Below are 21,342 nucleotides of genomic sequence, written 5' to 3'. Positions count from 1 at the left end.
CGGAGAGGTCACTTCTGCACAGCTGAGAGCACGAAGTCGATGCAGGACAGCAGCGCCTGCACATCGGCAGGCTCAACGGAGACGAAGGTCGCGATGCGCAGCTGATTGCGGCCGAGCTTGCGGTAGGGCTCGACATCAACGACGCCGTTGGCGCGCAGCACCTCAGCGACGACCGCGGCATCGACGGCATCATCGAAGTCGATGGTGCACACGACAGCGGAGCGGTCCGCCGGATCCTCGACGAAGCAGCGAGCGACCTCGCAGCGCTGCGCCCACTGGTAGACGAGATCCGAGGACCCGCGGGTGCGCGCAGCGGCCCACTCCAGGCCGCCGTTGCCGTTGATCCACTCGATCTGCTCAGCCAGCAGCAGCAATGTTGCAACCGCCGGGGTGTTGTAGGTCTGGTCCTTGCGCGAGTTCTCGATCGCCGTCACGAGGTCGAGGGAAGCCGGGATCCAGCGGCCGGACTCTTTGATCTCATAGGCGCGTGCGATCGCCCGCGGGGACATGATCGCAATCCACAGGCCGCCATCGGAGCCCATGTTCTTCTGCGGGGCGAAATAGTAGACATCGGTCTCGCGGATGTCGACCGGCAGGCCGCCGGCACCCGAGGTCGCATCGATGACGACGAGAGCATCCTCAGCGATTCCGGCCGGGCGGCGGATTTGCGTGGCGACCCCGGTGGAGGTCTCATTGTGCGGCCAGGCGTAGACATCGCAGCCGGCCACCGCCTCGGGAACGGCGCCCGTACCCGGGGCGGCATCGAGGATCGCCGACTCAGCCAGGAACGGAGCAGAGTTCGTCGCCGTGGCGAACTTGGCGCCGAACTCGCCGAACTGCGCATGGGCGGCTCGCTCGCGCACGAGCCCGAAAGCGGCGACATCCCAGAACACGGTCGAACCGCCGTTGCCGAGCACCACCTCATAGCCGGCGGGCAGGTCGAACAGCTCGGTCAGTCCGGTGCGGATGCGGCTTACGAGCTTCTTCACCGGCGACTTGCGGTGGGAGGTGCCGAGCACCTCGCGCCCGGCGGCCGTCAGGGCCTGCACCTGGGCATCGCGCACCCGCGCGGGCCCGGAGCCGAAGCGGCCATCGGCAGGCAGGAGTTCGGACGGGATCTTCACGGTCTTCGCTGCATCACTCACCTGGCCGAGTCTACTGAGCGGCCGCCGCCGCGCGCAGGCCGGGTCGCGGAGTAGGCTTGGGGCCATGACTTCCGACACTCCCGAGGCGCCGCTGACCGGGCATGACGCGATCGCCGACCTCGCCCGCCAGCGCGTGGAATACGGCAGCGACCACCTCGATGAGGTCGCCGCCGACCCCTGCACTCAGTTCCGCACCTGGCTGACCGATGCCGAGGAGGCCGGCCCGGAGGCCAATGCGATGCTGCTGGCCACCGCGGATGCGGCCGGACCTGCGGCGCGGTTCGTGCTGCTCAAGGGCTTCGACGCCTCCGGGTTCACCTTCTTCACCAACTACGACTCCGCCAAAGGCCGGCAGATCGCCGCCCAGCCGATCGTCGCGCTCACCTTCCCATGGCTGCACCTGCAGCGCCAGGTCCGCATCCGCGGTGTGGCCGAACAGGTCTCGGCCGCCGAATCCGACGACTACTTTGCGCTGCGGCCGCGCGGCGCGCAGCTCGGGGCGGTCGCGAGCCGGCAGTCGGAGCCGGTCGCCAGCCGCGAAGAGATGCAGCGGGCCTATGACGAGGTCGCAGCCCGGTTCGCCGACGCCGAGGTGGTCCGCCCTGAGAACTGGGGCGGCTACCGGGTGCGGCCCTTCGAGATCGAGTTCTGGCAGGGTCGGCAGAACCGCTTCCACGACCGCTTCGTCTACATGAGCACTGATGGCCGGCCCGCCGACCTCGCCGCCGCCGACCGCTGGTCGATCACCCGCCTCAACCCCTGAGCCGGGAGCCCGGGCAGACACTCCCAGGCGGCGATAGGATGGCCGCGACGGCCGCACCCACCGCGGCCTGCTGCGAATCAGGGAGGATGCTGCCATGACGGAGAATCAGCCGGTTGCCTATGGACCGGATGCGCTGTTCGACAATTTCATCGCCGGTCAGTGGGTCCCATCGGAGGACCGCAGCCGCAATATCAACCCCTCGGACACCTCCGATGTCCTCGGCCAGTTCGCCCGCGCCGATGCCGCCACCGTCGAACGCGCCATCGCCGCCGCCAAGCAGGCATCCGAGACGTGGGCGCACAGCCCCATCCAGCAGCGCTTCGACATCCTCGACACCACAGGCACCCTCATCAAGGAGCGCGCCTACCAGCTCGGCGAGCTGCTCGCCCGCGAAGAGGGCAAGCAGCTCAAGGAGGCCACCGCCGAGGTGCTGCGCGCCTCCCAGCTGTTCAAGTTCTTCGCCGGTGAGACGCTGCGCAACACCGGCGAGGTCGTCGATTCCGTGCGCCCCGGCCTGCGGGTCGAGATGCTCCACGAGCCGGTCGGCGTCGTCGGCATCATCACCCCGTGGAACTTCCCGATCGCCATCCCGGCCTGGAAGATCGCCCCGGCGCTCGCCTACGGCAACACGATCGTGTTCAAGCCCGCCGAGATCGTCCCGGCCAGCGCGCATGCGCTGGTGTGCATCCTGCGCGAGGCCGGCCTGCCCGACGGCGTGCTCAACTTCGTCATGGGCCCCGGCCGGGTGGTTGGGGATGCGATCTCGACCAGCCGCGACGTCGATGCGGTCACGTTCACCGGATCCGTCGGCGTGGGTGCCGGCGTCATCGCCAACGCCTCGGCCGCGGGGTCGAAGGTGCAGTGCGAGATGGGCGGGAAGAACCCGCTCATCGTGCTCGGCGACGCCGACCTCGATGCGGCCGCCGATGCTGCGATCAACGGCGCCTTCTTCTCCACCGGCCAGCGCTGCACCGCCTCCAGCCGCCTCATCGTCACCGCCGATGTCCATGATGAGTTCGTCGCCAAGCTCAAGGAGCGGATGAGCGGACTGACCGTCGGTGACGCGCGTGCAGAGTCGACGGTCATCGGCCCGGTCGTGTCGGCAGACCAGCTCAAGCAGGACGAGGAGTACATCCGGCTGGCCGCTGATGAGGGCGGCGCCGTCCACGGCGGCGAGCGGGTCGAAGCCGACACCGAAGGCTACTTCCTCGCCCCGGCGCTGGTGACCGAGACGACCGAGGACATGACGATCAACAAGGAGGAGGTCTTCGGGCCGGTCGCCAGCGTCATCAAGGTCGCTGACTATGACGAGGCGCTCGCGGTGGCCAACCGCACGACCTTCGGGCTGTCCTCGGGCATCTTCACCGGCTCCCTCGCACACGCCGAGCACTTCAAGCGCCACTCCCAGGCGGGCATGGTGATGGTCAACGCCCCGACCGCCGGCGTCGACTACCACACGTCCTTCGGTGGGCGGAAGGGCTCCAGCTACGGCCCGCGCGAACAGGGCCGGGCGGCACGCGAGTTCTTCACCCTGCACAAGACCATCTACGTCAATCCCTGAACGCGACCTGACGGCTGTGACTCAGCAGGCGCCTCGGGCCCGGTCCCGAGGCGTCGCTGACGTTCCAGCCCACGCCGACCAGCGTGCGTGCTGGAGTCGGGGCTGCAACGGATGCGCTCGGGATGATTTTTCACCCCACACGGGGTAAACTGGAACAGTTCCAGATAAAAGTCGCTGGGTCTCCTGCCCTGGGATAGACTGGTGGCAGCCGGAAAGGAAATGGACCAAGCTCGTGAATGATCTCATCGATACCACCGAGATGTACCTCAAGGCCATCGTCGAACTTGAGGAGCAGGGCGTGGTGCCGCTGCGCGCGCGCATCGCCGAGCGCCTCGACCACTCCGGTCCCACCGTCTCGCAGACCGTCGCCCGGATGGAGCGCGACGGCCTGCTCATCGTCGGCTCCGACCGCCACCTCATCCTCACCCCCGAAGGCCGCGACCTGGCCACCTCGGTGATGCGCAAGCACCGCCTGGCCGAGCGGCTGCTCGCCGATGTCATCGGCCTGGACTGGGAGCTCGTCCACGACGAGGCCTGCCGCTGGGAGCACGTCATGAGCGACCAGGTCGAGGAGAAGCTCCTCGGCCTGCTGGAGAACCACACCACCAGCCCCTACGGCAACCCGGTGCCCAGTCGCGAATCCCTCGGGGAGGCTCCGAAGCCCAGCGACGACATCATCGCCCTGTCCGAGGCCTGCCCCGGCGACCGCCGCTGCACGGTGACGATCGCCTGGATCGCCGAACCGCTGCAGACCGACCACATGCTGCTCGGCCAGCTCAAGCAGACCGGGATCCTGCCCGGCGTCACCGCCGACTGCGAACCGACCGGCGACTACCTCACGCTGCGCGCCCCCGATGTCGAGGATGTCCTCGACCTGCCGATCGAGACCGCCGCGCACATCTTCGTCACCCAGGCGTGACATCCGCCGGCAGAACAGGGCCGGAAATGACCTGGATCACGGAAGCGCCGCAGCGATTGCGGCGCTTCCGTAACATTTTCTTGAAGAAATTTTATGGCCTCTGACCTGGGAGGATGTCCGCAAGGTCACGGCGCTGTTCACATCCTCGTGACAAGAACGTGACATTCGGTCGGTAGATCGGTTACTGTTGCTATCGCGGGTTGCGAGAACCCGCTTCTGCTTTGAGAATCCGAGTGCCGCACTCAGAGCGGAAGACAAGCACAACAGGACCGTTGCGGCAACGGGGGAACCACCTCCGCTTCCCAAGCCGACAGGCCGCGGAAGCTCGGGGCTAAGTTCCGAAGCGGAACCGGGCATCTCCAGCTCGAGCCCGACAGCTCACCCCGTAGGAATTGGAGGAGAATTCCGTGGCAGTTAAGCAGCGTGGTCGCCGCCGGGCAGACGCACCGGTCAAGACCCCACTCACTGAACTCACCGACGTTCTGGCAGCCAACTCCGGTGCCGTCGGACGCCGCGCGGCCGTCGTCGCCGCAGCCGGCGGCCTCATGGCAGCAGTTGCTCTGCCGACCGCCAACTCGGCTGCAGAAGCTGACGGCAAGGTCGTCGCACAGGAGTCCGAGGCCAACGAGACCCCTGACTTCGTCAACCAGGCCAGCGTCACCGCTCCCGATGCTGAGGATGCCGACGCCGCACTGAAGAACTCGACCGCTGATGTCGAGACCGGCTCCGCCAAGGCCGCTCCGAAGCCGGAGCCCACCCCGGAACCGACCTCCAGCTCCACCTCCCAGAGCGCCAGCGCCTCGAACCAGACCGCCGACCGCGGCGACTCGGGCCAGGCTTCGCGCAGCAGCGACCGCGACGACTCCGGCTCCGATGACGTTCAGATCCCGAACGGCTCGAAGGCCCAGCAGGTCCTCGGCATCGCCAAGCAGTACGTCGGCACCCCGTACGTCATGGGCGGAACCTCGCCGAGCGGCTGGGACTGCTCCGGCTACACCTCCTTCGTCTACGGCAAGGTCGGCGTGAACCTGCCGCGCACCTCGGGTGCACAGAAGGGCGCAGGCCCCCAGGTCTCGCGCTCGGCCGCACAGCCCGGTGACCTCATCTGGTCGCCCGGACACGTCGGCATCTACGCCGGCAACGGCATGATGTACGACGCCGGCAATGCGCGCGTCGGCACCTCGTACCGCTCGATCGATTGGATGGTCAAGCAGGGCGCCGTCTTCGTCCGCGTCCTCTGATCCACAGCTTCACACCTCACGCCCGCGGGTTGCCATGGTCCTGGCAGCCGGCGGGCGTTCGGCATTCCGGGCCCCGGGGCGAACGTGACGCCGCGATGCGCGTGTGCCGCCTCCCATGCGCGGCGGCTGTGCTCCGGCGAACCGCCGGTGAACGATGGTGAACTCTGCTCCACATTTCAGCGACCGACGGGCTGAAGATGTGCGCGTCGGAGGCGAAAACCGCCGCTCTCGGCTACCCTAGTGCGCAGTGAAATGGACGATGTCCAGCCGCGGCGGCCGTCAGCTGCCGAAACCGCAACCGAGCAGAGAAGGGAGCCAGGCCATGACGACGGCACATACCGTGACCGCCTCAGGTCTGCTGCCGGAGTGCGTGGACGCCGTCGACATCTTCGACATCGTCGATTCGATAGTCGACTCCATAGTCGACTCGATACCTGCCGTGCCTGCTCGGCAGATCTCCCAGTTCCAAGGCGTTGCACAGTCGTGCAGCGCCTTGTGTGTTCTCAGCAGAGGAGCGAACCTGTGAAGACTCTGGTGCTCAATGCCGGCTACGAGCCGATGTCCGTCGTGTCCTTCAGACGGGCGATCATCCTCGTCCTCGCTGGGAAGGCAACCGTTCTCGCAGCAGACGAATGCGTGCAGGTGCGCAGCGAGATGCTGTCCCTTGAACAGCCCTCGGTCATTCTGCTCACCCGCTACGTCCGCCCGCCCGCCAACGCCTCGGTGGCGCTCTCGCGCCGGGGGGTGCTGCGCCGGGACAATGCGACCTGCGCCTACTGCGGCGGACACGCCAACACCGTCGACCATGTGCTGCCCCGCTCCCGAGGCGGTGGCAACACCTGGCAGAACCTCGTCGCCTGCTGCCGTGCGTGCAACAACAAGAAGGGTGACCGCACACCGGAGGAGATGGGCTGGACGCTGTCCTTCACGCCAGGACCGCCGCGCACTGGCCGGTTCTGGTTGCGTGAACTCGATAACCCCGCCGAACAGTGGCGGCCGTTCCTGTCCTACGCCACTGCCGCCTGAGCAGCTCATCGTGAGCGCGAGCTCGTGCTGAATGCGAGAGGCGGTCTGCTCCGGGATGGAGCAGACCGCCTCTCGCACGGCGTCTTATGCGCCGCCGGCCGTCAGACCGCGGCGCGTGCCGTCAGTCGCGTGAGCGCCCGGAGATGAATCCCCAGACGATGAGCACGATGAGCGAGCCGCCGACGGCCAGCAGCCAGGAGCTGAGCGAGAAGAACTTGTCGACGCCCGTGCCGAAGAGAGCCGTGCCGATCCACCCGCCGAGCATCGCGCCGATGACACCGCAGATGAGGGAGCCGAGCCAGCCTCCGCCCTGACGGCCGGGCAGGATCGCCTTGGCAATGGCCCCGGCGATGAGGCCGAGAAGAAGAAATGCGAGGAAACCCATATTCGGTCCTTTCGTGGAAGCTACGTCCCGGCTGAGGGATCAGCCGGTCAGGTCCTGAGCGGATCCTGCGCTTGCCACTCGATGCTATCAAGGCGCCTTGCACCCGTGGGGTGATCCGGGGTACGCAGCAGGTGACAGTTCCCACAAGCGCGCCGCTGCCAGTCTCATATGCGAGCCGCTGCCTGGCGGCACGTTCCGGATGCGCAGGCGGCGCTTGTCGACCGCATCGCGAGAACCGGCCGACCAAGCTAGTGCCCCGCCGGGTCCACAGGCGGTCTGAGGCGGTATTGTGGAAGTCACAATCCGCTGTTAGGAGTTGCCATGACCGAAGACGCGAACACACAGTCCCCGTCCACTTCCGATGTCGCCGACCCGGAAGCGATTCTCGTCGGCATCGACGGTTCCAAAGCCAGCCGCAACGCCCTGCGCTGGGCGATCGGCGAAGCGAAGTCGCTGGGCCGTTCCATCCGCCTCGTCGGCGCGTACACGATCCCCAGCGTCACCGCTGCCACCATCGACGTCTCCTACGTCCCGATCGATGACACGGCGATCCGCGCCTCGGTGACGGCGACCCTCAAGGAGGCCGCCGCTGAGGTCAAGGCCGCAGACATCCCCGTCGAGGCCGTCATCGAGATCGGCGATGCCGCCGGTGTGCTCGTCGAAGAGTCCAAGGCTGCGTCGCTGGCCGTCGTCGGCTCCCGCGGCCGAGGCGGTTTCGCCGGACGCCTGCTCGGCACCGTCTCCTCGGCGCTACCGGCCCACGCCGCCTGCCCGACCGTCGTCATCCCCGTCGGCTGGAGCGCCGATGCTGAGCGCTCACCCAAGCAGACCGCCTCCCGGCCGATCCGCCACTACGAACACGGCGTCATCGACACCGATTCGGAGATGGAGACCGTGCCCGGCATGGACTTCTCCGGCTCTGTCGTCGTCGGTGTCGACTCCCTCGGCAAGGACTCCCCGGCCCTGTGGGAGGCCGCCTCGCTGGCTGCGCAGCGCGGCACGCCGCTGCACATCATCGGCGTGACGATCACCGCTGTCGTCGGACCCGAGTGGCTGCCGAGCACCGGTGATATGCGCCGCTTCATCGACGAGAGCTCCGGCGCGCTCGTCGACGCCCGCGAGGCGCTGCGGGAGAAGCACCCGGAGCTGACCGTGCGCTGGACCCTGTTCGACGGCCAGCCGGCCGAAGTGCTCGTGCGCGCTTCGGACACCGCTGACGTCCTCGTCATCGGCTCGCGCGGCCGCGGCGGCTTCGCCGGCCTGCTGCTCGGCTCGACCTCGCAGTCCGTGCTGCCGTACGCCAAATGCCCGACCATGGTCGTGCGGGTCTCCCGCTGACCGCAGGCGGGGCCGCCCGGCACCGCCTGAGACCGCCTCGGCCGGCGCTGTGCATCCGCAGAGCGCCGGTGCCGCATCCCCAGACGCCACATCAGCTGCAGAGGAAGAAGGTTGACCAGTGCATCTTTCACAGCGTGAGAATCTCCGTGAATACATCGACCGTCTCAACACCGAGGGCTACACCGTCGCCGACGGACACAACCCGGACCCGGATCTCATCGACCCGATGGGCAAAGCCGTCGAAACCTGGCGTGAGGGCTATCCGTACGACGAGCGGATGGGACGCGAGGAGTACGAGCTGGAGAAGTACCGCCTCCAGGTGGAGCTGCTGAAGTTCCAGTATTGGGGCCAGGACAACGACCTGCGCCACGTCATCGTCTTCGAAGGCCGCGACGCAGCCGGCAAGGGCGGGACGATCAAGCGCTTCACCGAGCACCTCAATCCGCGTGCCGCACGTGTGGTGGCCCTCAACAAGCCCTCCGACCGCGAGCAGGGCCAGTGGTACTTCCAGCGCTATGTGCAGCACCTGCCGACCCACGGCGAGATCGTGATGTTCGACCGCTCCTGGTACAACCGCGGCAATGTCGAGCGCGTCATGGGCTTCTGCACCGATGAGCAGTACGAGGAGTTCATGGTGCAGGCGCCGATGTTCGAGAAGATGCTCATCGACTCCGGCATCCACATCACGAAGTTCTGGTTCTCCGTCACCCAGTCCGAACAGCGCACCCGGTTCGCCATCCGCCAGATCGACCCGGTCCGGCAGTGGAAGCTCTCACCGATGGACCTGGAGTCCCTCGACCGCTGGGAAGACTACACGAAGGCGAAGGAGGAGACCTTCCGCCGCACGGACACCGACCACGCTCCGTGGATCACCATCAAGTCCAATGACAAGAAGCGCGCCCGCCTCAACGCGATGCGCTACTACCTCAACCAGTTCGACTACGCCGGCAAGGACACCTCGGTCGTCTACGAAGCCGATCCCAACATCGTCCGCCGCGGACGCGACGCCGTCGACGACTGAGCCGAGGCCACGGGCCCGGGGCGGGACACCTCGGGCCCGGGGCGGGGTTCGCCCTTCCGGCAGTTTCGGCAGAGTCGCCTCCTGAGACGAGAACAGCCGCCGCATCGATCGATGCGGCGGCTGTTCGTCAGCGAGCGGGGAATCAGACGGAGTTCTCGAAGCGCTCGTTCTCCGTGGTCGGCAGGAACCCGAAGATGAGGGAGGCGATCCAGCCCAGACCGGGGACGAGGATGAGCAGTCCGAGCCAGCCGGTCGTGTTGGCGTCATGCAGGCGGCGGAAGCTCAGCGAGAGCTGCGGGATGCAGAGCAGCAGGCTCAGCAGTTCCAGCGGAACCGTCGCCAGATCGCTGAACCCGATGAACAGGTTGGAGCCGAAGGCGCCGGACATGAGGGTCGCCGGGCCGAGGATGAGGCCTTTGGCGATGGAGATCGCGACATCGGCGATGATGAGGCCGAGCAGTCCCCACCAGTATTCGCTGCGGCTGGCGCGGCCGACAAAGACGAGGGCCTTGCGCACCATGCGCACGAGGCCGACGCTGAAGTCGACACCGTACATCGGGGTGTGCATACCCGGAGGGGCCTGGAAGACTGACATGGGGATTCCTTTGCATCAGGTGTGCCGGGACTGAACACCTCCACTGTAGTCCAGCGGTGAGGCCGCGGGCAGTGCGGGTATCCGCCGCCTGCTTCAAATGTGATGGACGTCACCGGGTTGGGTTCAGTGTGCACGTGTGAGGAACCCATGATGCATTCCCGTTGGCGCGGGCGAGGGCGCTGCCGAGAGCAACCGCGCCGTGTCCGCGGTTTCCCTGGTCAGAGTGTGCGCCCCCGGCAGGATTCGAACCTGCGACACCCGCTTTAGGAGAGCGGTGCTCTATCCCCTGAGCTACGGGGGCTGAGAACCCGGCTCGCGGCCTCGCGTCCGGCCGCGGCTGAGCAACCAGCCCAGTGTACCAGCGCGGCGGAAAATCACGGTTCCCCGGTGCGCCAGCGCAACAATCGCCTGCCGAGTGGTTAGGCTCGATATGTGTCATCAACCGAACAAGCAACACAGTCCACAGTCGGCGAAGCCTTTGCCGCGTGGAAGGCTCGCGCTGCCAAGATCGGCGGGCGCGACACCATGCTGCAGTATCGGGACTCCCGCGACGGCTCCATCGAGCTGACCGGTGCGCATCCTTCGGGCTTGGCACAGCTGCTGGCAGGACGGCCCACCCGTCTGTCCAGCCTGATCCGCGACCACGACCAGCTCTCCGACGCCCGGCGCCGGGCCCGCTCGATCCGACAGAAGGCCGAGCAGCTGGCGAGTGAGCGCGGCATCAACACCGCGCATCTGGCGATCGGCTTCGCCAGCTGGAGCGAGGAGAGTGAGACCGGATCCCGCCTCGACTACGCCGCCCCCGTCATGCTGCGCCACGTCCGCCTCGTGCCGCGCGGCTCCCGCGTTGAGGACTACGAGATCATCCTCGACGAGAGCATCACCATCAACCCGGCACTCGTCGACTTCCTCGCACGCGAACACGACATCACCATCGACGTCGATGAGTGGATCGCCGCCACCGGATACAGCCACGGCTTCGACCCCAACCCCGTCGTCGAGCGGCTGCGCGAGGTCTCGCGCGGCGTGCCCGGACTGCTCGTCAACCAGCGCCTCATCGTCTCGACCTTCGCCAATATCGCCAGCCCCTTCAGCGGCGAGAACCTGCCGGAGGCCCATCCGATCCTCCGTGCTCTGGCCGGAGAGACGAGCGCCCTGCCCGAGGCGACGGCCACCGCCGCTGCCGAGGCGACCGACACCTCGGGCCCGGTGCCGCTGCCGGACCGCCGGCCGCAGGAGGAGTTCCTCGCCATCGACGTCGACGGCGACCAGCAGGCCGTCGTCGATGCCGTCGTCGCCGGCCAGTCGCTTGTCGTCGACACGCCGCCGGGGACCGGCGCGACCCAGCTGGCCACCGCGATCGCCACGACGCTCGCGCACACCGGGCGCAGCGTGCTCTACGTGGCGCAGAACTCCGATGCCCTCGATGACTTCGCCGCCCGGATGGAAGCGGCCGGACTGCCGGATCTGGCCATCGACGGCCGTGACTCGGCACGGTCGATCCACCGTCAGCTCATCCGCCTCATCGCCCAGGCGGAGAAGGCCGAGCGGCCCGCGCTGGCGACCCTGCTGCAGCAGCTCAACGAGCACCGCGAGGTCCTCGCACAGCACACCGACTCCCTGCACCGCATCCGCCAGCCGTGGAACGTCTCCGTCCACCAGACGATGCAGCATCTGGCCCGGCTCACCGCCCAGCAGCCCGGCCCCACCACCTCGGTGCGCTTCGGCGATGACATCATGGCCGCCGAGCCCAGCTACCGCAGTGCGCTGCGCGAGAAGCTGCTGCGCCTCTCGACATTGGGAGCCTTCACCCTCGATGTCGAGGACACTGTGTGGTTCGGCGCCCGCTTCAACTCCGATACCGATGCTGAGGCCGCCCGCGGTGTGGCCGAACGGGTGGCCGCGAAGATCCCGGAGCTGACCGAGCTGTGCGAGCCGGTGCTGCGCGATGCCGGCCTCAACCCCGAACGCACCGTCGCCGGCTGGGGTCAGGCGCTCAAGGTGCTGCTGGGCGTGCGCCGCACCCTCGACAAGTTCTCGCCCGATGTCTACGAGCACAACCTCAGCGAGCTCATCGCCGCGACCGGCTCGAGCGACTACCGCGCCGAACACGACAACCCGATGGGCATGATGGAGCGCCGCCGGCTGAAGAGGGCCGCCCGCGAATTCCTGCGTCCCGGCGCCCACATCGACGACCTGCACGCCGCACTCATCGCCGCCCGCGATGAACGCGCCGCGCTCAAGGATCTGGCCGGCGGTCGCACCCGCCTCAAGGTGCCGCGCGGCCTGCTCGAGGCAGATGAGAAGTACCAGGAGGTCATCGCCGACCTCGACAAGCTCTCCCCGGTCATGGACGACACCCCGGATGGCGGCGATCTGGCCGGAATGCTCGTCGAGGAGCTGCATGCCCGCCTGCAGGCGATGGGCGAGGACAAGGAGGCGCTCGCGGATCTGCCTGCGCGCACCCACCTCGACTCCGAGCTGCGCCGCGACGGGCTCGCCGCGCTCATCGACGACCTGCGGGAGCGCCGCGTCGATCACGAACTCGTCGGCGAGGAGTTCGACCTCGCCTACTGGGCGACCGTGCTGCAGCGCCTGGCTGCGGAGGACCCGCAGATCGGTCAGCACGACTCCGCGCGGATGCGCCGCACGGCTGCCGAGTTCCGGATCTGCGACCGCCAGTACGTGGCTGCCGGCGCCCAGCGCCTGCAGTGGTCGCACGCCCAGGGCTGGAAGCATGCGATCGGCGAGCACGCCCAGCAGGCCCAGGCGCTGCGCACTGCGCTGCGCTCCCGGCAGTTCCGCGTCGAGCCGCTGAGCCAGTCCGCCCCGGATGTGCTCAGCTCGCTCGCCCCGGTGTGGCTCATGAGCCCCTTCGATGTGCCGCAGTACTTCGCTGATCTGCCGCTGTTCGACACCGTCATCCTCGCTGATGCCGGCCGGATGGCCGTGCCCGAGGTGCTCCCGGCGATCGCACGGGCCAAGCAGGTGATCGCGATGGGCGATGACCGGCTGCTCGGGCCGCGCGACTTCAGCGTCGCCGTCGACCGCCGTTCGACGCCCAACGGCGCCGGCACCCCGAGCGTGCTCGCCGAGCTCAGCGCCTTCCTGCCCACCCGCCGACTCCACACCAGTTACCGGCTGGCCCCGGCCGGCCTCCTCGGGCTCGTCAACGAACAGTTCTACGACGGCACGATCGTCGGCCTGCCGAGCGCGCACACGAATGAGGGCACCGGCCTCGAATTCGCCTATGTGCCTGATGCCTTCGGCTCCCCGGACACCGCCACCGGACAGGTCGAGAGCCTCGATGTCGAAGTGCAGCGGGTTGTCGACCTCGTCATCAAGCACGCGCGCACGAACGCCCGCCAGTCGCTGGCCGTCATCACTCTGACGCCGTGGCATGCCAAGCGGGTGGCCGCCGGCATCCAGCAGGCGATCCGCCAGTACCCGTATGTCGCCGCCTTCTTCTCCGACAGCTCGAAGGAGCCCTTCGTCGTCACCGACTGCAAGCAGATTCAGGGCATGGCCCGCGATGCGGTGATCTTCTCCCTGGGCTACGGCCGCACCCGCCAGGGCCGCGTCATCTGCAACTTCGGTGCGCTCTCCGAACCCGGCGGCGAGAAGCTGCTCGCGGCAGCCGTCACCCGCGCCCGCCGCAAGCTCACGCTCGTCTCCTGCTTCGAATCCGACGACTTCGATCCCGCCCGGCTGCGCCACGGCGCCACCCTGCTGCCGGACCTCCTGGCCGCTGTGGCGGCAGGAGGGCTGAGCCCGAAGACCCGCGAGAACACCGCTCCCGAGGCGGCAGGCACCGAAGCCGAGGCGCTCGCCTCCGGCCGTGCGGATGCCTCGGCCTCTGCAGATGTTACGGACAGTGCCGCGGAGGCTGCGGATGCCGGGGATGCTGAGACTGCCGGCGATGCTGAGACTGCCGGCGATGCTGAAGCCGAGGAGAACACCGGATCGGCAGAGACGGTGCTGGCGCTGTCGCACTACGACGATGTCGCTCCCGTCATTGACGATCTGGCCGAACGCCTCATCCGGATGGGTGTCGAACCGCATGCCGGATACAACGGCATCGACCTGGCTGTGTCTGTCTCAGCTGACGGCGATGACGGCATGGCTGTTGCGGTCGAATCGGATGGTGTCGCCTACGCCAACCGCATGAGCATCCGCGAACGCGAACGCCTCCGCCCCGAGGCGCTCACCCGCCACGGCTGGCGCTCCCTGCGCGTCTGGACGACCGATGCCTTCGTCGACCCACAGAGCGAAGCCGAACGGATCTTCGAGGTCTGGAAGGACACGGTCGAACAGCTCTCTCCGCAGGCGGTTCTCAACGCTGCCCGCGCCGCCGCCGTTGTGGTGGGACGGCAGGGCAACCGCCCGCGCGTGCCCCCCGGCCTGCCGATCTACACCTATGAGGCTGACGACCTCGACGCGATGCTCGACTGGATCCAGTCCGATGGTGTCTCGCGCAGCGACAGTGCGCTCAAGGACCAGCTGCGTGAAGCGCTGGCCGTCAAGAGCCGCGCGAGCCGGGCCGAGAGCATTCTGTCGGAGGCGGTGCAGCGCTGCCGCCGCCGAGTGAATGAGCGCAAGTCCAGCCATGCTGGAGCCTCCCAGCGCGAAGAGGACGTCTTCGTGCCGGCCTCCCATGCAGGCCCGGATCAGGCCGCCGTCATGCCGCAGTACGACACCGGCAAGCTGCGCGAACAGCAGCTCCTTGATGCCGGTCTCATCAGCAGCGGCAGCGACGGCAGTGATGACGACAATGTCGACACCGCAGCGACCGAGACCGAGCCGGAAGCCGAGGCTGACAACGCCGAGGCGCCCACCGCCTCGGGCGCGGACGCTGAAGCGGACGCTGATGCCGACAGCACCGGCGAGGACAGCACCGACGGCGACACTGCTGATGACAGCGACGCCGGTGACGACAGCGCCACCGACGATGGGAAGTCCTGAGCCGGTGGCGAAGGACCCGCGGGTGCAGGCGCTCATCGAAGCCTACCGCCGCACGTTGCGCAACGAATCAGCATCGTCCGCTCCGACATCAGCGGAGACGAGCGGTGATGAGCACCTGCTGGCCGAACGGCCTCCTCATTGGGCGCCGAAGTCGCGGCTCGTCCGTCGGCCGGCGTAGGCCTCGCGCCCGGCGGCAGATGCGGCCGACGACGCCGACCGCGCCGACACAGACCGCGCAGACGAGGACGAGTCGGACAGCTGAGCCGAGGTCATCCGCGCGACCAGCCGGCTGAAGGGCCCCGTGCCCGCGCGCAGCTGCCCAGCGGTGCCGTGCTCGACGACCTGCCCGAGATCGAGCACCCAGACGGGCGCCTCGGCTGGGATGAGATCAGCGCGGTGAGTGATCTCGATGATCGTCAGATCCGGCAGCTCCTGCAGTCGCTGCCGAACCTCGGCAGCGGTGTCCGCGTCGAGCTGGCTGAGCCCCTCGTCGATGATGAGGACCTGTGGTTCAGGCAGGAGCGCTCGGGCCAGAGAGAGGCGCTGCAGCTGTCCGCCGGAGATGCTCAGCCCGCGCGGGCCGATCCGCTCATCGAGGCGTTCGCCCCAATCGGCTAAGCCGGCCACGGTCAGCGCTGCAGCGATCTGTTCGTCGGTGGCCTTCGGCGCGGCGAGCGTGAGGTTCTGCCGCAGGGTGCCGTTGAGGGTTGTCGGCCGCTGCGGGGCGAGGCTGATGCGTGAGCGCAGCTCATCGAGCGGAAGCTCACGCACCTTACGGCCGCCGAGCCGGACACTGCCTGCAACCGGGTCCCAGCCGCGCAGCAGCAGACCGGCGAGAGTCGACTTGCCGCTGCCGGAGACCCCGACGATATGAGTCCACGAGCCGGCGCTGGCGTGCAGGCTGATATCGCTGAGCGCACGGTGCTCGGAGTCGGGCGCATAGCTGAAGGTGACGGCATCGAAGACGACATCCGCGCCCGAGGCGGTGGCCGGTTCCGAGGTGGTGGCTGGTTCCGCGGCAGGGTCGGGATCGGTGACCGTCGGGGCAGCGTCCATGATCTCGCGGATGCGGGCGGTGGCAGCGAAGGCGTTGTCGAGCCCGGTGATGTAGTCCTCGAAACCGCGGGCAGGACCGATGAGCGCGACGCCGACGGCCAGCGCCGTCATGATCGCAGCCGCCCTGGCGTCTGTGGCAGCGCCGACGAGGACGACAGCGATGAGCCCGCCGCCCTGCAGCAGCGCCGACAGCCCCCCTCGGATCGCCTGGCTGGCACCCACCCGGGAGGCCGCCGCGCCACGCGTGCTGTCGATTTCGGCAAGCCCGGCCAGCCGCTGGGACTCGATGCCGAAACCGAGCACTTCGCGGATGCCCTGCACATCATCGCCGAGGCGCTCAGCGATGTCCCCGCGCACGCGGGCGAGCGCAGCGGCTGAGTCGACGGCGCCGCGCCGGGTCGCCACGGGCAGCACCAGCAGTGCAGCCACTGTTACCGCAAGGGCCAGCGCGAGAGCCGGGCTCACAGTGACTGCCAGCCAGATGAGCGCCAGCACCGGCACTGCGACGGCCGAGACCGCCGGCGGCAGTGTGTGGGCGAAGAACACTTCGATGCGGTCGATGTCCGAGGTGGCCCGGCTGGTGAGCTCTGCTCCTGCCCGGCCCTGTGTGGCCGCCGGCGCCTGCGGGATGAGGCGCTGAAAGAAGGCATCGCGCAGCCGCTGCAGGGAGGTGAAGGCGACATAGTGGCCGGCATAGTGCTCGGCGTAGCGCAGCAGGGCTTTGGCGATCGCGATGCCGGCCAGCCATGCGATCGCAGTTCTGATCCGAACCTGCTCGGCCGGCTGCTGCCCGGCAGACTGCAGACCGAAGACGTGCAGATCAGCGGCCTGGATGAGCAGGTGCGCTGCGAGGACGAAGAGGGCTACGCCGAGCAGCTGTCCGAGCACCCGGGCGATGACGGCGAAGACGAGCGGGCTGAGCAGCCCGCGGGTGTGGTTGATGAGCCAGCCGGTGAGCTCTCGGCGGCTCGCCGTGCGAGACGTCATGACACCGCCTTCCCGGTGGCCTCACGCAGGTCGATGACCCGGTCGGCGCCGAGCACCGCCAGCGGCCGGTGAGCGATCATGAGGACCGTGCGCTTCGCAGCCAGCCGCCGCAGCGCCTGGAGGATCTCGGCTTCGCCGGCGAGGTCGACCTGGCTGGTCGGTTCGTCGAGGATGAGGATCGGGGCATCGCGCAGGGCCGCGCGGGCGATCGCCAGCCGTTGGGCCTGACCACCGGAGAGCAGCCGGCCGTGCTCACCGACCGGGGTCGCCAGCCCGGCGGGCATCTGCCGCACATCGGCCGCCAGTCCGGCGGTCTCCAGCGCATCCCACAGCTGATCGTCATCGGCCTCAGGCGCGGCAATGCGCAGGTTGTCCTCGATCGTGCCCATGAACAGGAACGTCTGCTGTTCGACGACGGCCAGCTGTTCTCGCACCGCCTCGGGCTCGGCGTCCCGGGTGTCGAGTCCGCCGACCGTTACATGGCCGGAGCGCGGCAGGAGGTGTGCCTGGATGAGGGAGGCGACCGTCGACTTCCCTGCCCCGGAGGGTCCGATGAGCGCGACGTGCTCGCCGGGTTCGACGTCGATGCTCAGCCCGGCGAGCACCGGCGGGCCACCCGGCCAGCCGGCGGCGACATCTCGCAGCGAAATTGCCGCACCGACAGTCTCCTCGGACCCCGTCTCGACGTCCCCGCGGGGACGTTTCGTGCTCGAGGCGCCAGGCGCCTCGGGCGCGGTGCCAGCACTCAGATGGTCGCTGAGGCTGCGCTGGGCGGCGCGGCCGCTGATGCCGATGTAGAAGAACCGGCCGATGATGTCGACCGGACCGATGACAAGCGTGGTCATGAGCAGGATCGCCAGCGCACCGCCGAGGCTCAGCGTCCCGGCGGACAGGGCCTGGACGGACAGGACGGCGGCCGCGACGACGACGGTGAGGGAGAACGCGGCGTCGACGACGAAGATGAGCAGCTGATTGCCCGCCAGCATCCGCATGATGCTCGACCGGTGCTCCTCACCGCGGCGGGCCAGATCCGCAGCCGACCGGCCGGCCGCGCGCGCGTAGACGAGCGTGTCGAGGGCCTGGATCGCCTCCAAGAACGCTGCCGTCAGCCGGCCTTGGGTCATCCGGTAGGACCGGCCGATCGGGCGTACCGCGCGGCGGAAGGCGCCGATGACGATCGGGACGATGAGCAGCAGCAGAGCGAGGATCCCGGCGATCTTCCCGGAGACGGTGAGCGCCATGATCGCCAGGACGAGCAGCGGGGTCGTCAGCGCCCCGATCATCGGGCCGAGGAAGACCGCGCGGTAGTTCGCGGTGCGCTGCACTCCGTCGGTCAGCAGCGACAGCAGGGACCCGGCCCGTGACTGCACGTCGACGGCGCCGAGGCGGTAGAGGCTGCTGAGGGCGGCTGAACGCAGCTGGCGTTCGGCATCTGAGGCGGCCCAGGCGGAGAAGCCTGCGCCGAGTGTGGCCCAGATGGCAGCGGCTGCGGCGATGAGGATGAGGGTGATGATCTCAGCCGGCAGGAGGCGCTCGCCGTAGCTGAGCACATCAAGGGCCGAACCGAGGCTGAAGAACAGGAACGCAGTCGCGCCCGTCTGCGCCCATGCCGCGATTGTCGAGGCGGCCAGCACCCAGCCCGGAACAGCACGCCGCAGCTGCGGGTGCAGCGGGGACTGCTGAGTGCTCGCGGCACCGGGATGACCATGCGGATGCGCAGCCACAGGGCCTCCTGTCAGGGGACGGGGATGGTTTCGCTGACCATCATACGGAGTGGAGCGGGCCCGGCGGATTCCACTGGCCGTCGCAACATCTTGAACCCGCCCCCGGGTTCTCAGACCGTCAGCGGGGTGTCAGAGCTGCGCGGACGAAGAACCACGGTCAAGCACCATCAGTGCGGTGAGGCTCGATACTGCTCCGGCGGCCCCGCCACAGGCCAAGAAGCAGAGCCAGACCGACTGCACCGATTCCAGGCGCCCACATCCCCGAAATCACGGCATCCACAGTTGACGGTTCGAATCCTCCATCGTCTATCAGTAGGGTCCACGGCAGTGAGAAGACCGGCGACAAGGTCATCGCGACTCCAGTGCAGAGCAGAAAGCCGAACCCGCACCATCGTGCGCTCGGGGCCGAAGCGAAGAATCGCGGCACCAGCCAAACCACCATGAGTGAACAACCGACCGAGATCACGGACCAGAAGACGTACGGGAACGCGGCAGCCTCAAGCAACTGCGCCGGAAGCGCGCGAGCATCGAAACAGAAAGCGGTGAAGAAGACAACTGCGAGCAGGGCAGCAACAGGGCTGATGCAGACCCAGAAGAAGCGGCCTACCAATTGGGCTCTTCAGAGTTGAGTGTGGGCATGCCGGTCGGGCAGGGGTGCTGGGGATAAGTATCGAGGTCCCTGATGATGTGTGGACTTTAACCCCCCCTGCTGATCTCAAGGACCTCGACAGTGCCTAATCCTACGTGTCCCTGCGCTGTTGCTCTGGATCGCTGTGCCAGGTGTGACGTCCTGCTCGGATTGCCTGACTTCCACCTCATCCACGCCGAGGTCACCGACACCGCCGTCGTCCTCGACATCGAGGCCTGCGACCCGCTGACCGGCTGCCCCGGATGCGGCGTCATCCCGACCGGCCACGGACGCGTCACTGTGACCCTGGTCGACGCCCCATCCGCTGGACGTCCTGCCCGCCTGCGATGGCGCAAGCACCGCTGGATCTGCCGCGAGTCCGCCTGCCCGGTCGTGACCTTCACCGAGCAGAACCCGCAGGTCGCCGCACCACGCGCCCTGCTGACAACCCGCGCGGTCCGGTGGGCGATCCGTCAGCTGCGGTATGAGAACGCCTCTATCCAGGGACTGGCCCGCCAGCTGGGCACGACCTGGAACACCCTGTGGTCCCAGATCCGGCCAGTGCTCAACACCGCCGCTGACGATCCGGCACGGTTCGACGGCGTCGAAGTCCTGGGCGTCGACGAGCACGTCTGGCACCACACGGACCCCCGCCGGCGAGGGCCGAAAGGAACTCACCGGCATGGTCGGTCTCTCCTGCCACCAGCACCCGACGGCACGTCTGCTGGATCTCGTCCCGGGACGCTCAGCAACGGTGTACAAGGACTGGCTCGCCGCACGCGGGCCCAGCTTCCGCAACGGTGTGCAGGTTGCGACGCTGGACCCGTTCCAGGGATACAAGAACACGATCGATGACCAACTCGACGCCACCTGTGTGCTCGATGCTTTTCACATCGTCAAGCTCGCCACCAGCGCCGTCGATGACGTCCGCAGGCGCGTCCAGCAGCAGACACTCAGGCACCGGGGCCGGAAGGGCGATCCGCTCTACGGCATCCGCAACCTTCTACGGGCCGGCCGAGAACGCCTCACCGACCGGCAGCGTACGAGACTCGAAGCGGCGTTCGCTGCGCACGAGGACCACATCAGTGTCGAAGTCGCCTACCAGTGCGCCCAGGACGTCCGTGACATGTTCCACCAAGACACTCACGCGCAAGGGCGCAGGCTGGCCACCCGCGTGATCGAGGCCTTGCCGACATACCCGATCCCGGAGATCGCCAGACTGGGCAGAACGCTGCGGAAGTGGAAGACGACAATCCTGGCGTACTTCGATACCAGTGCTGCCAGCAACGGCGGCACCGAAGCGGTCAACGGGCTCATCGAGCTCGGCAGGCGGATCGCTCGCAGGTTCCGCAACTTCGAGCACTACCAGCTACGAATGCTCCTCATCGGCGGGGGTCTGGACGCCTCACCCCACACTCAACTCTGAAGAGCCACCAATTGCAAGCCCTCGCTACTGCTGAGGCCTTCTTTTTCTTATACGCCAATTTTACGGATTTGCAGATCTCAGTTCTAGCCCAATTTGGCTTGCTTTTCCTATATCCCTCAAGGTCAATCTTGAACGTGCCGTAGAGGCCGAGGATGTGGCAGTCCCATTGCTGGCGCATAGTTGCCTTTTTCATTGAGCGTGGATAATGATCAACAAGATCCGCGTAACCTAGAGTTGCGGCTTGTCGCCAATTGTAAGCCCTCATTAGCCTGGCGGCGCCGGTGACCTCAACTTGCACCACCCAGGCTCCCCGCTTCCATTTTTCATGGTTTACTCGACGGATCATGCCTCTTTTAAACAGAGGATCGGTAGTGACGGGGTATGCAATCGACTCGTCGCTTAAATGGACTTTCTGGACAAGTGTGCGCCCGCGAACGACATATTCTGTGTCGACAGGTCGCCCTCGGGAATCGCGTGCCCACGCGGTATCAAATCCGCCAACCATTTGACCATCTGGAGCAATGACGACTGCGGCTTTACCGTCTGTCACTACCTTCCGCCTCCA

13 protein-coding genes, 1 tRNA gene, 1 pseudogene and 1 riboswitch are annotated in these 21,342 nt (G+C 67.6%); of the genes and pseudogenes, 9 read left to right on the top strand and 6 right to left on the bottom strand.

All coding sequences use genetic code 11. The annotated features are described in order from the left end of the window. Positions 1 to 8 precede the first annotated feature (8 nt). The gene (serC, locus tag ACFFN1_RS06615) at positions 9 to 1,145 is read right to left on the bottom strand and encodes a phosphoserine transaminase (RefSeq protein ID WP_376839728.1); all 1,137 of its coding nucleotides are present in this window, start codon (positions 1,143 to 1,145) and stop codon (positions 9 to 11) included. A 64-nt stretch (positions 1,146 to 1,209) separates the two neighbouring features. On the opposite strand from serC, the gene pdxH reads away from it, so the two are divergent. From pdxH to ACFFN1_RS06590, 5 genes are all read left to right on the top strand, one after another. Beyond that, entirely contained in the window at positions 1,210 to 1,908 is a 699-nt protein-coding gene (gene pdxH, locus ACFFN1_RS06610) for a pyridoxamine 5'-phosphate oxidase (protein ID WP_376839726.1), read from the top strand. Between the two features lie 94 nt (positions 1,909 to 2,002). After that, the gene (locus ACFFN1_RS06605; protein WP_376839724.1) at positions 2,003 to 3,469 is read left to right on the top strand and encodes an aldehyde dehydrogenase family protein; all 1,467 of its coding nucleotides are present in this window, start codon (positions 2,003 to 2,005) and stop codon (positions 3,467 to 3,469) included. Between the two features lie 232 nt (positions 3,470 to 3,701). Then, complete coding sequence (locus ACFFN1_RS06600; protein WP_376839722.1) at positions 3,702 to 4,388, top strand: iron-dependent transcriptional repressor DtxR; 687 nt, start codon at positions 3,702 to 3,704, stop codon at positions 4,386 to 4,388. A 259-nt stretch (positions 4,389 to 4,647) separates the two neighbouring features. Next, positions 4,648 to 4,794, top strand: a riboswitch (cyclic di-AMP (ydaO/yuaA leader). A gap of 1 nt (position 4,795) precedes the next feature. After that, positions 4,796 to 5,629: a C40 family peptidase gene (locus ACFFN1_RS06595; RefSeq protein ID WP_376839720.1), complete on the top strand. Its 834-nt coding sequence runs from the start codon at positions 4,796 to 4,798 to the stop codon at positions 5,627 to 5,629. A gap of 522 nt (positions 5,630 to 6,151) precedes the next feature. Continuing rightward, a complete protein-coding gene (locus ACFFN1_RS06590) occupies positions 6,152 to 6,655 on the top strand; it encodes an HNH endonuclease (RefSeq protein ID WP_376839719.1) in 504 nt (167 codons plus the stop codon). Positions 6,656 to 6,776: 121 nt separating this feature from the next. Here the strand turns inward: ACFFN1_RS06590 and ACFFN1_RS06585 are convergent, their stop codons facing one another. After that, the gene (locus ACFFN1_RS06585; RefSeq protein WP_376839717.1) at positions 6,777 to 7,040 is read right to left on the bottom strand and encodes a GlsB/YeaQ/YmgE family stress response membrane protein; all 264 of its coding nucleotides are present in this window, start codon (positions 7,038 to 7,040) and stop codon (positions 6,777 to 6,779) included. A 321-nt stretch (positions 7,041 to 7,361) separates the two neighbouring features. Between ACFFN1_RS06585 and ACFFN1_RS06580 the strand changes: the two genes are divergently transcribed. Next, a complete protein-coding gene (locus tag ACFFN1_RS06580) occupies positions 7,362 to 8,378 on the top strand; it encodes a universal stress protein (protein WP_376839715.1) in 1,017 nt (338 codons plus the stop codon). Positions 8,379 to 8,496: 118 nt separating this feature from the next. Continuing rightward, positions 8,497 to 9,399, top strand: a complete 903-nt coding sequence (gene ppk2, locus ACFFN1_RS06575) for a polyphosphate kinase 2 (RefSeq protein ID WP_376839714.1) — start codon at positions 8,497 to 8,499, stop codon at positions 9,397 to 9,399. A gap of 142 nt (positions 9,400 to 9,541) precedes the next feature. Here ppk2 and ACFFN1_RS06570 read toward each other — a convergent pair whose 3' ends face one another. Then, the gene (locus ACFFN1_RS06570) at positions 9,542 to 9,994 is read right to left on the bottom strand and encodes a DUF805 domain-containing protein (protein ID WP_376839712.1); all 453 of its coding nucleotides are present in this window, start codon (positions 9,992 to 9,994) and stop codon (positions 9,542 to 9,544) included. 228 nt (positions 9,995 to 10,222) lie between these two features. Then, positions 10,223 to 10,295: transfer RNA gene (locus ACFFN1_RS06565), tRNA-Arg, on the bottom strand. Between the two features lie 131 nt (positions 10,296 to 10,426). On the opposite strand from ACFFN1_RS06565, the gene ACFFN1_RS06560 reads away from it, so the two are divergent. Then, positions 10,427 to 14,956, top strand: a complete 4,530-nt coding sequence (locus ACFFN1_RS06560; RefSeq protein ID WP_376839710.1) for a PDDEXK-like endonuclease domain-containing protein — start codon at positions 10,427 to 10,429, stop codon at positions 14,954 to 14,956. A 135-nt stretch (positions 14,957 to 15,091) separates the two neighbouring features. Here ACFFN1_RS06560 and ACFFN1_RS06555 read toward each other — a convergent pair whose 3' ends face one another. Both ACFFN1_RS06555 and ACFFN1_RS06550 read right to left on the bottom strand, forming a co-directional pair. Next, positions 15,092 to 16,999 (bottom strand): ABC transporter ATP-binding protein, encoded by a 1,908-nt coding sequence (locus ACFFN1_RS06555; RefSeq protein ID WP_376839708.1) that lies wholly within the window; start codon positions 16,997 to 16,999, stop codon positions 15,092 to 15,094. Further along, a complete protein-coding gene (locus ACFFN1_RS06550; protein WP_376839707.1) occupies positions 16,996 to 18,723 on the bottom strand; it encodes an ABC transporter ATP-binding protein/permease in 1,728 nt (575 codons plus the stop codon). The genes ACFFN1_RS06555 and ACFFN1_RS06550 overlap by 4 nt, the downstream gene beginning before the upstream one ends. A 730-nt stretch (positions 18,724 to 19,453) precedes the next feature. Here ACFFN1_RS06550 and ACFFN1_RS16865 point away from each other — a divergent pair. Beyond that, a pseudogene (locus ACFFN1_RS16865) lies at positions 19,454 to 20,777 on the top strand (ISL3 family transposase). Positions 20,778 to 21,342 lie beyond the last annotated feature (565 nt).

Origin of the sequence: Brevibacterium otitidis, from assembly GCF_042429315.1 — a bacterium.
GTDB classification, from domain to species: domain Bacteria; phylum Actinomycetota; class Actinomycetes; order Actinomycetales; family Brevibacteriaceae; genus Brevibacterium; species Brevibacterium otitidis.
This window is presented reverse-complemented; position numbering and strand designations above follow the sequence as displayed.

Bases quoted from the DNA above. Each gene is read 5' to 3' on its own strand.
- pdxH (WP_376839726.1), top strand. From the start codon at position 1,210: ATGACTTCCGACACTCCCGAGGCGCCGCTGACCGGGCATGACGCGATC.
- ACFFN1_RS06605 (WP_376839724.1), top strand. From the start codon at position 2,003: ATGACGGAGAATCAGCCGGTTGCCTATGGACCGGATGCGCTGTTCGAC.
- ACFFN1_RS06585 (WP_376839717.1), bottom strand. From the start codon at position 7,040: ATGGGTTTCCTCGCATTTCTTCTTCTCGGCCTCATCGCCGGGGCCATT.
- ACFFN1_RS06580 (WP_376839715.1), top strand. From the start codon at position 7,362: ATGACCGAAGACGCGAACACACAGTCCCCGTCCACTTCCGATGTCGCC.
- ACFFN1_RS06570 (WP_376839712.1), bottom strand. From the start codon at position 9,994: ATGTCAGTCTTCCAGGCCCCTCCGGGTATGCACACCCCGATGTACGGT.
- ACFFN1_RS06555 (WP_376839708.1), bottom strand. From the start codon at position 16,999: ATGACGTCTCGCACGGCGAGCCGCCGAGAGCTCACCGGCTGGCTCATC.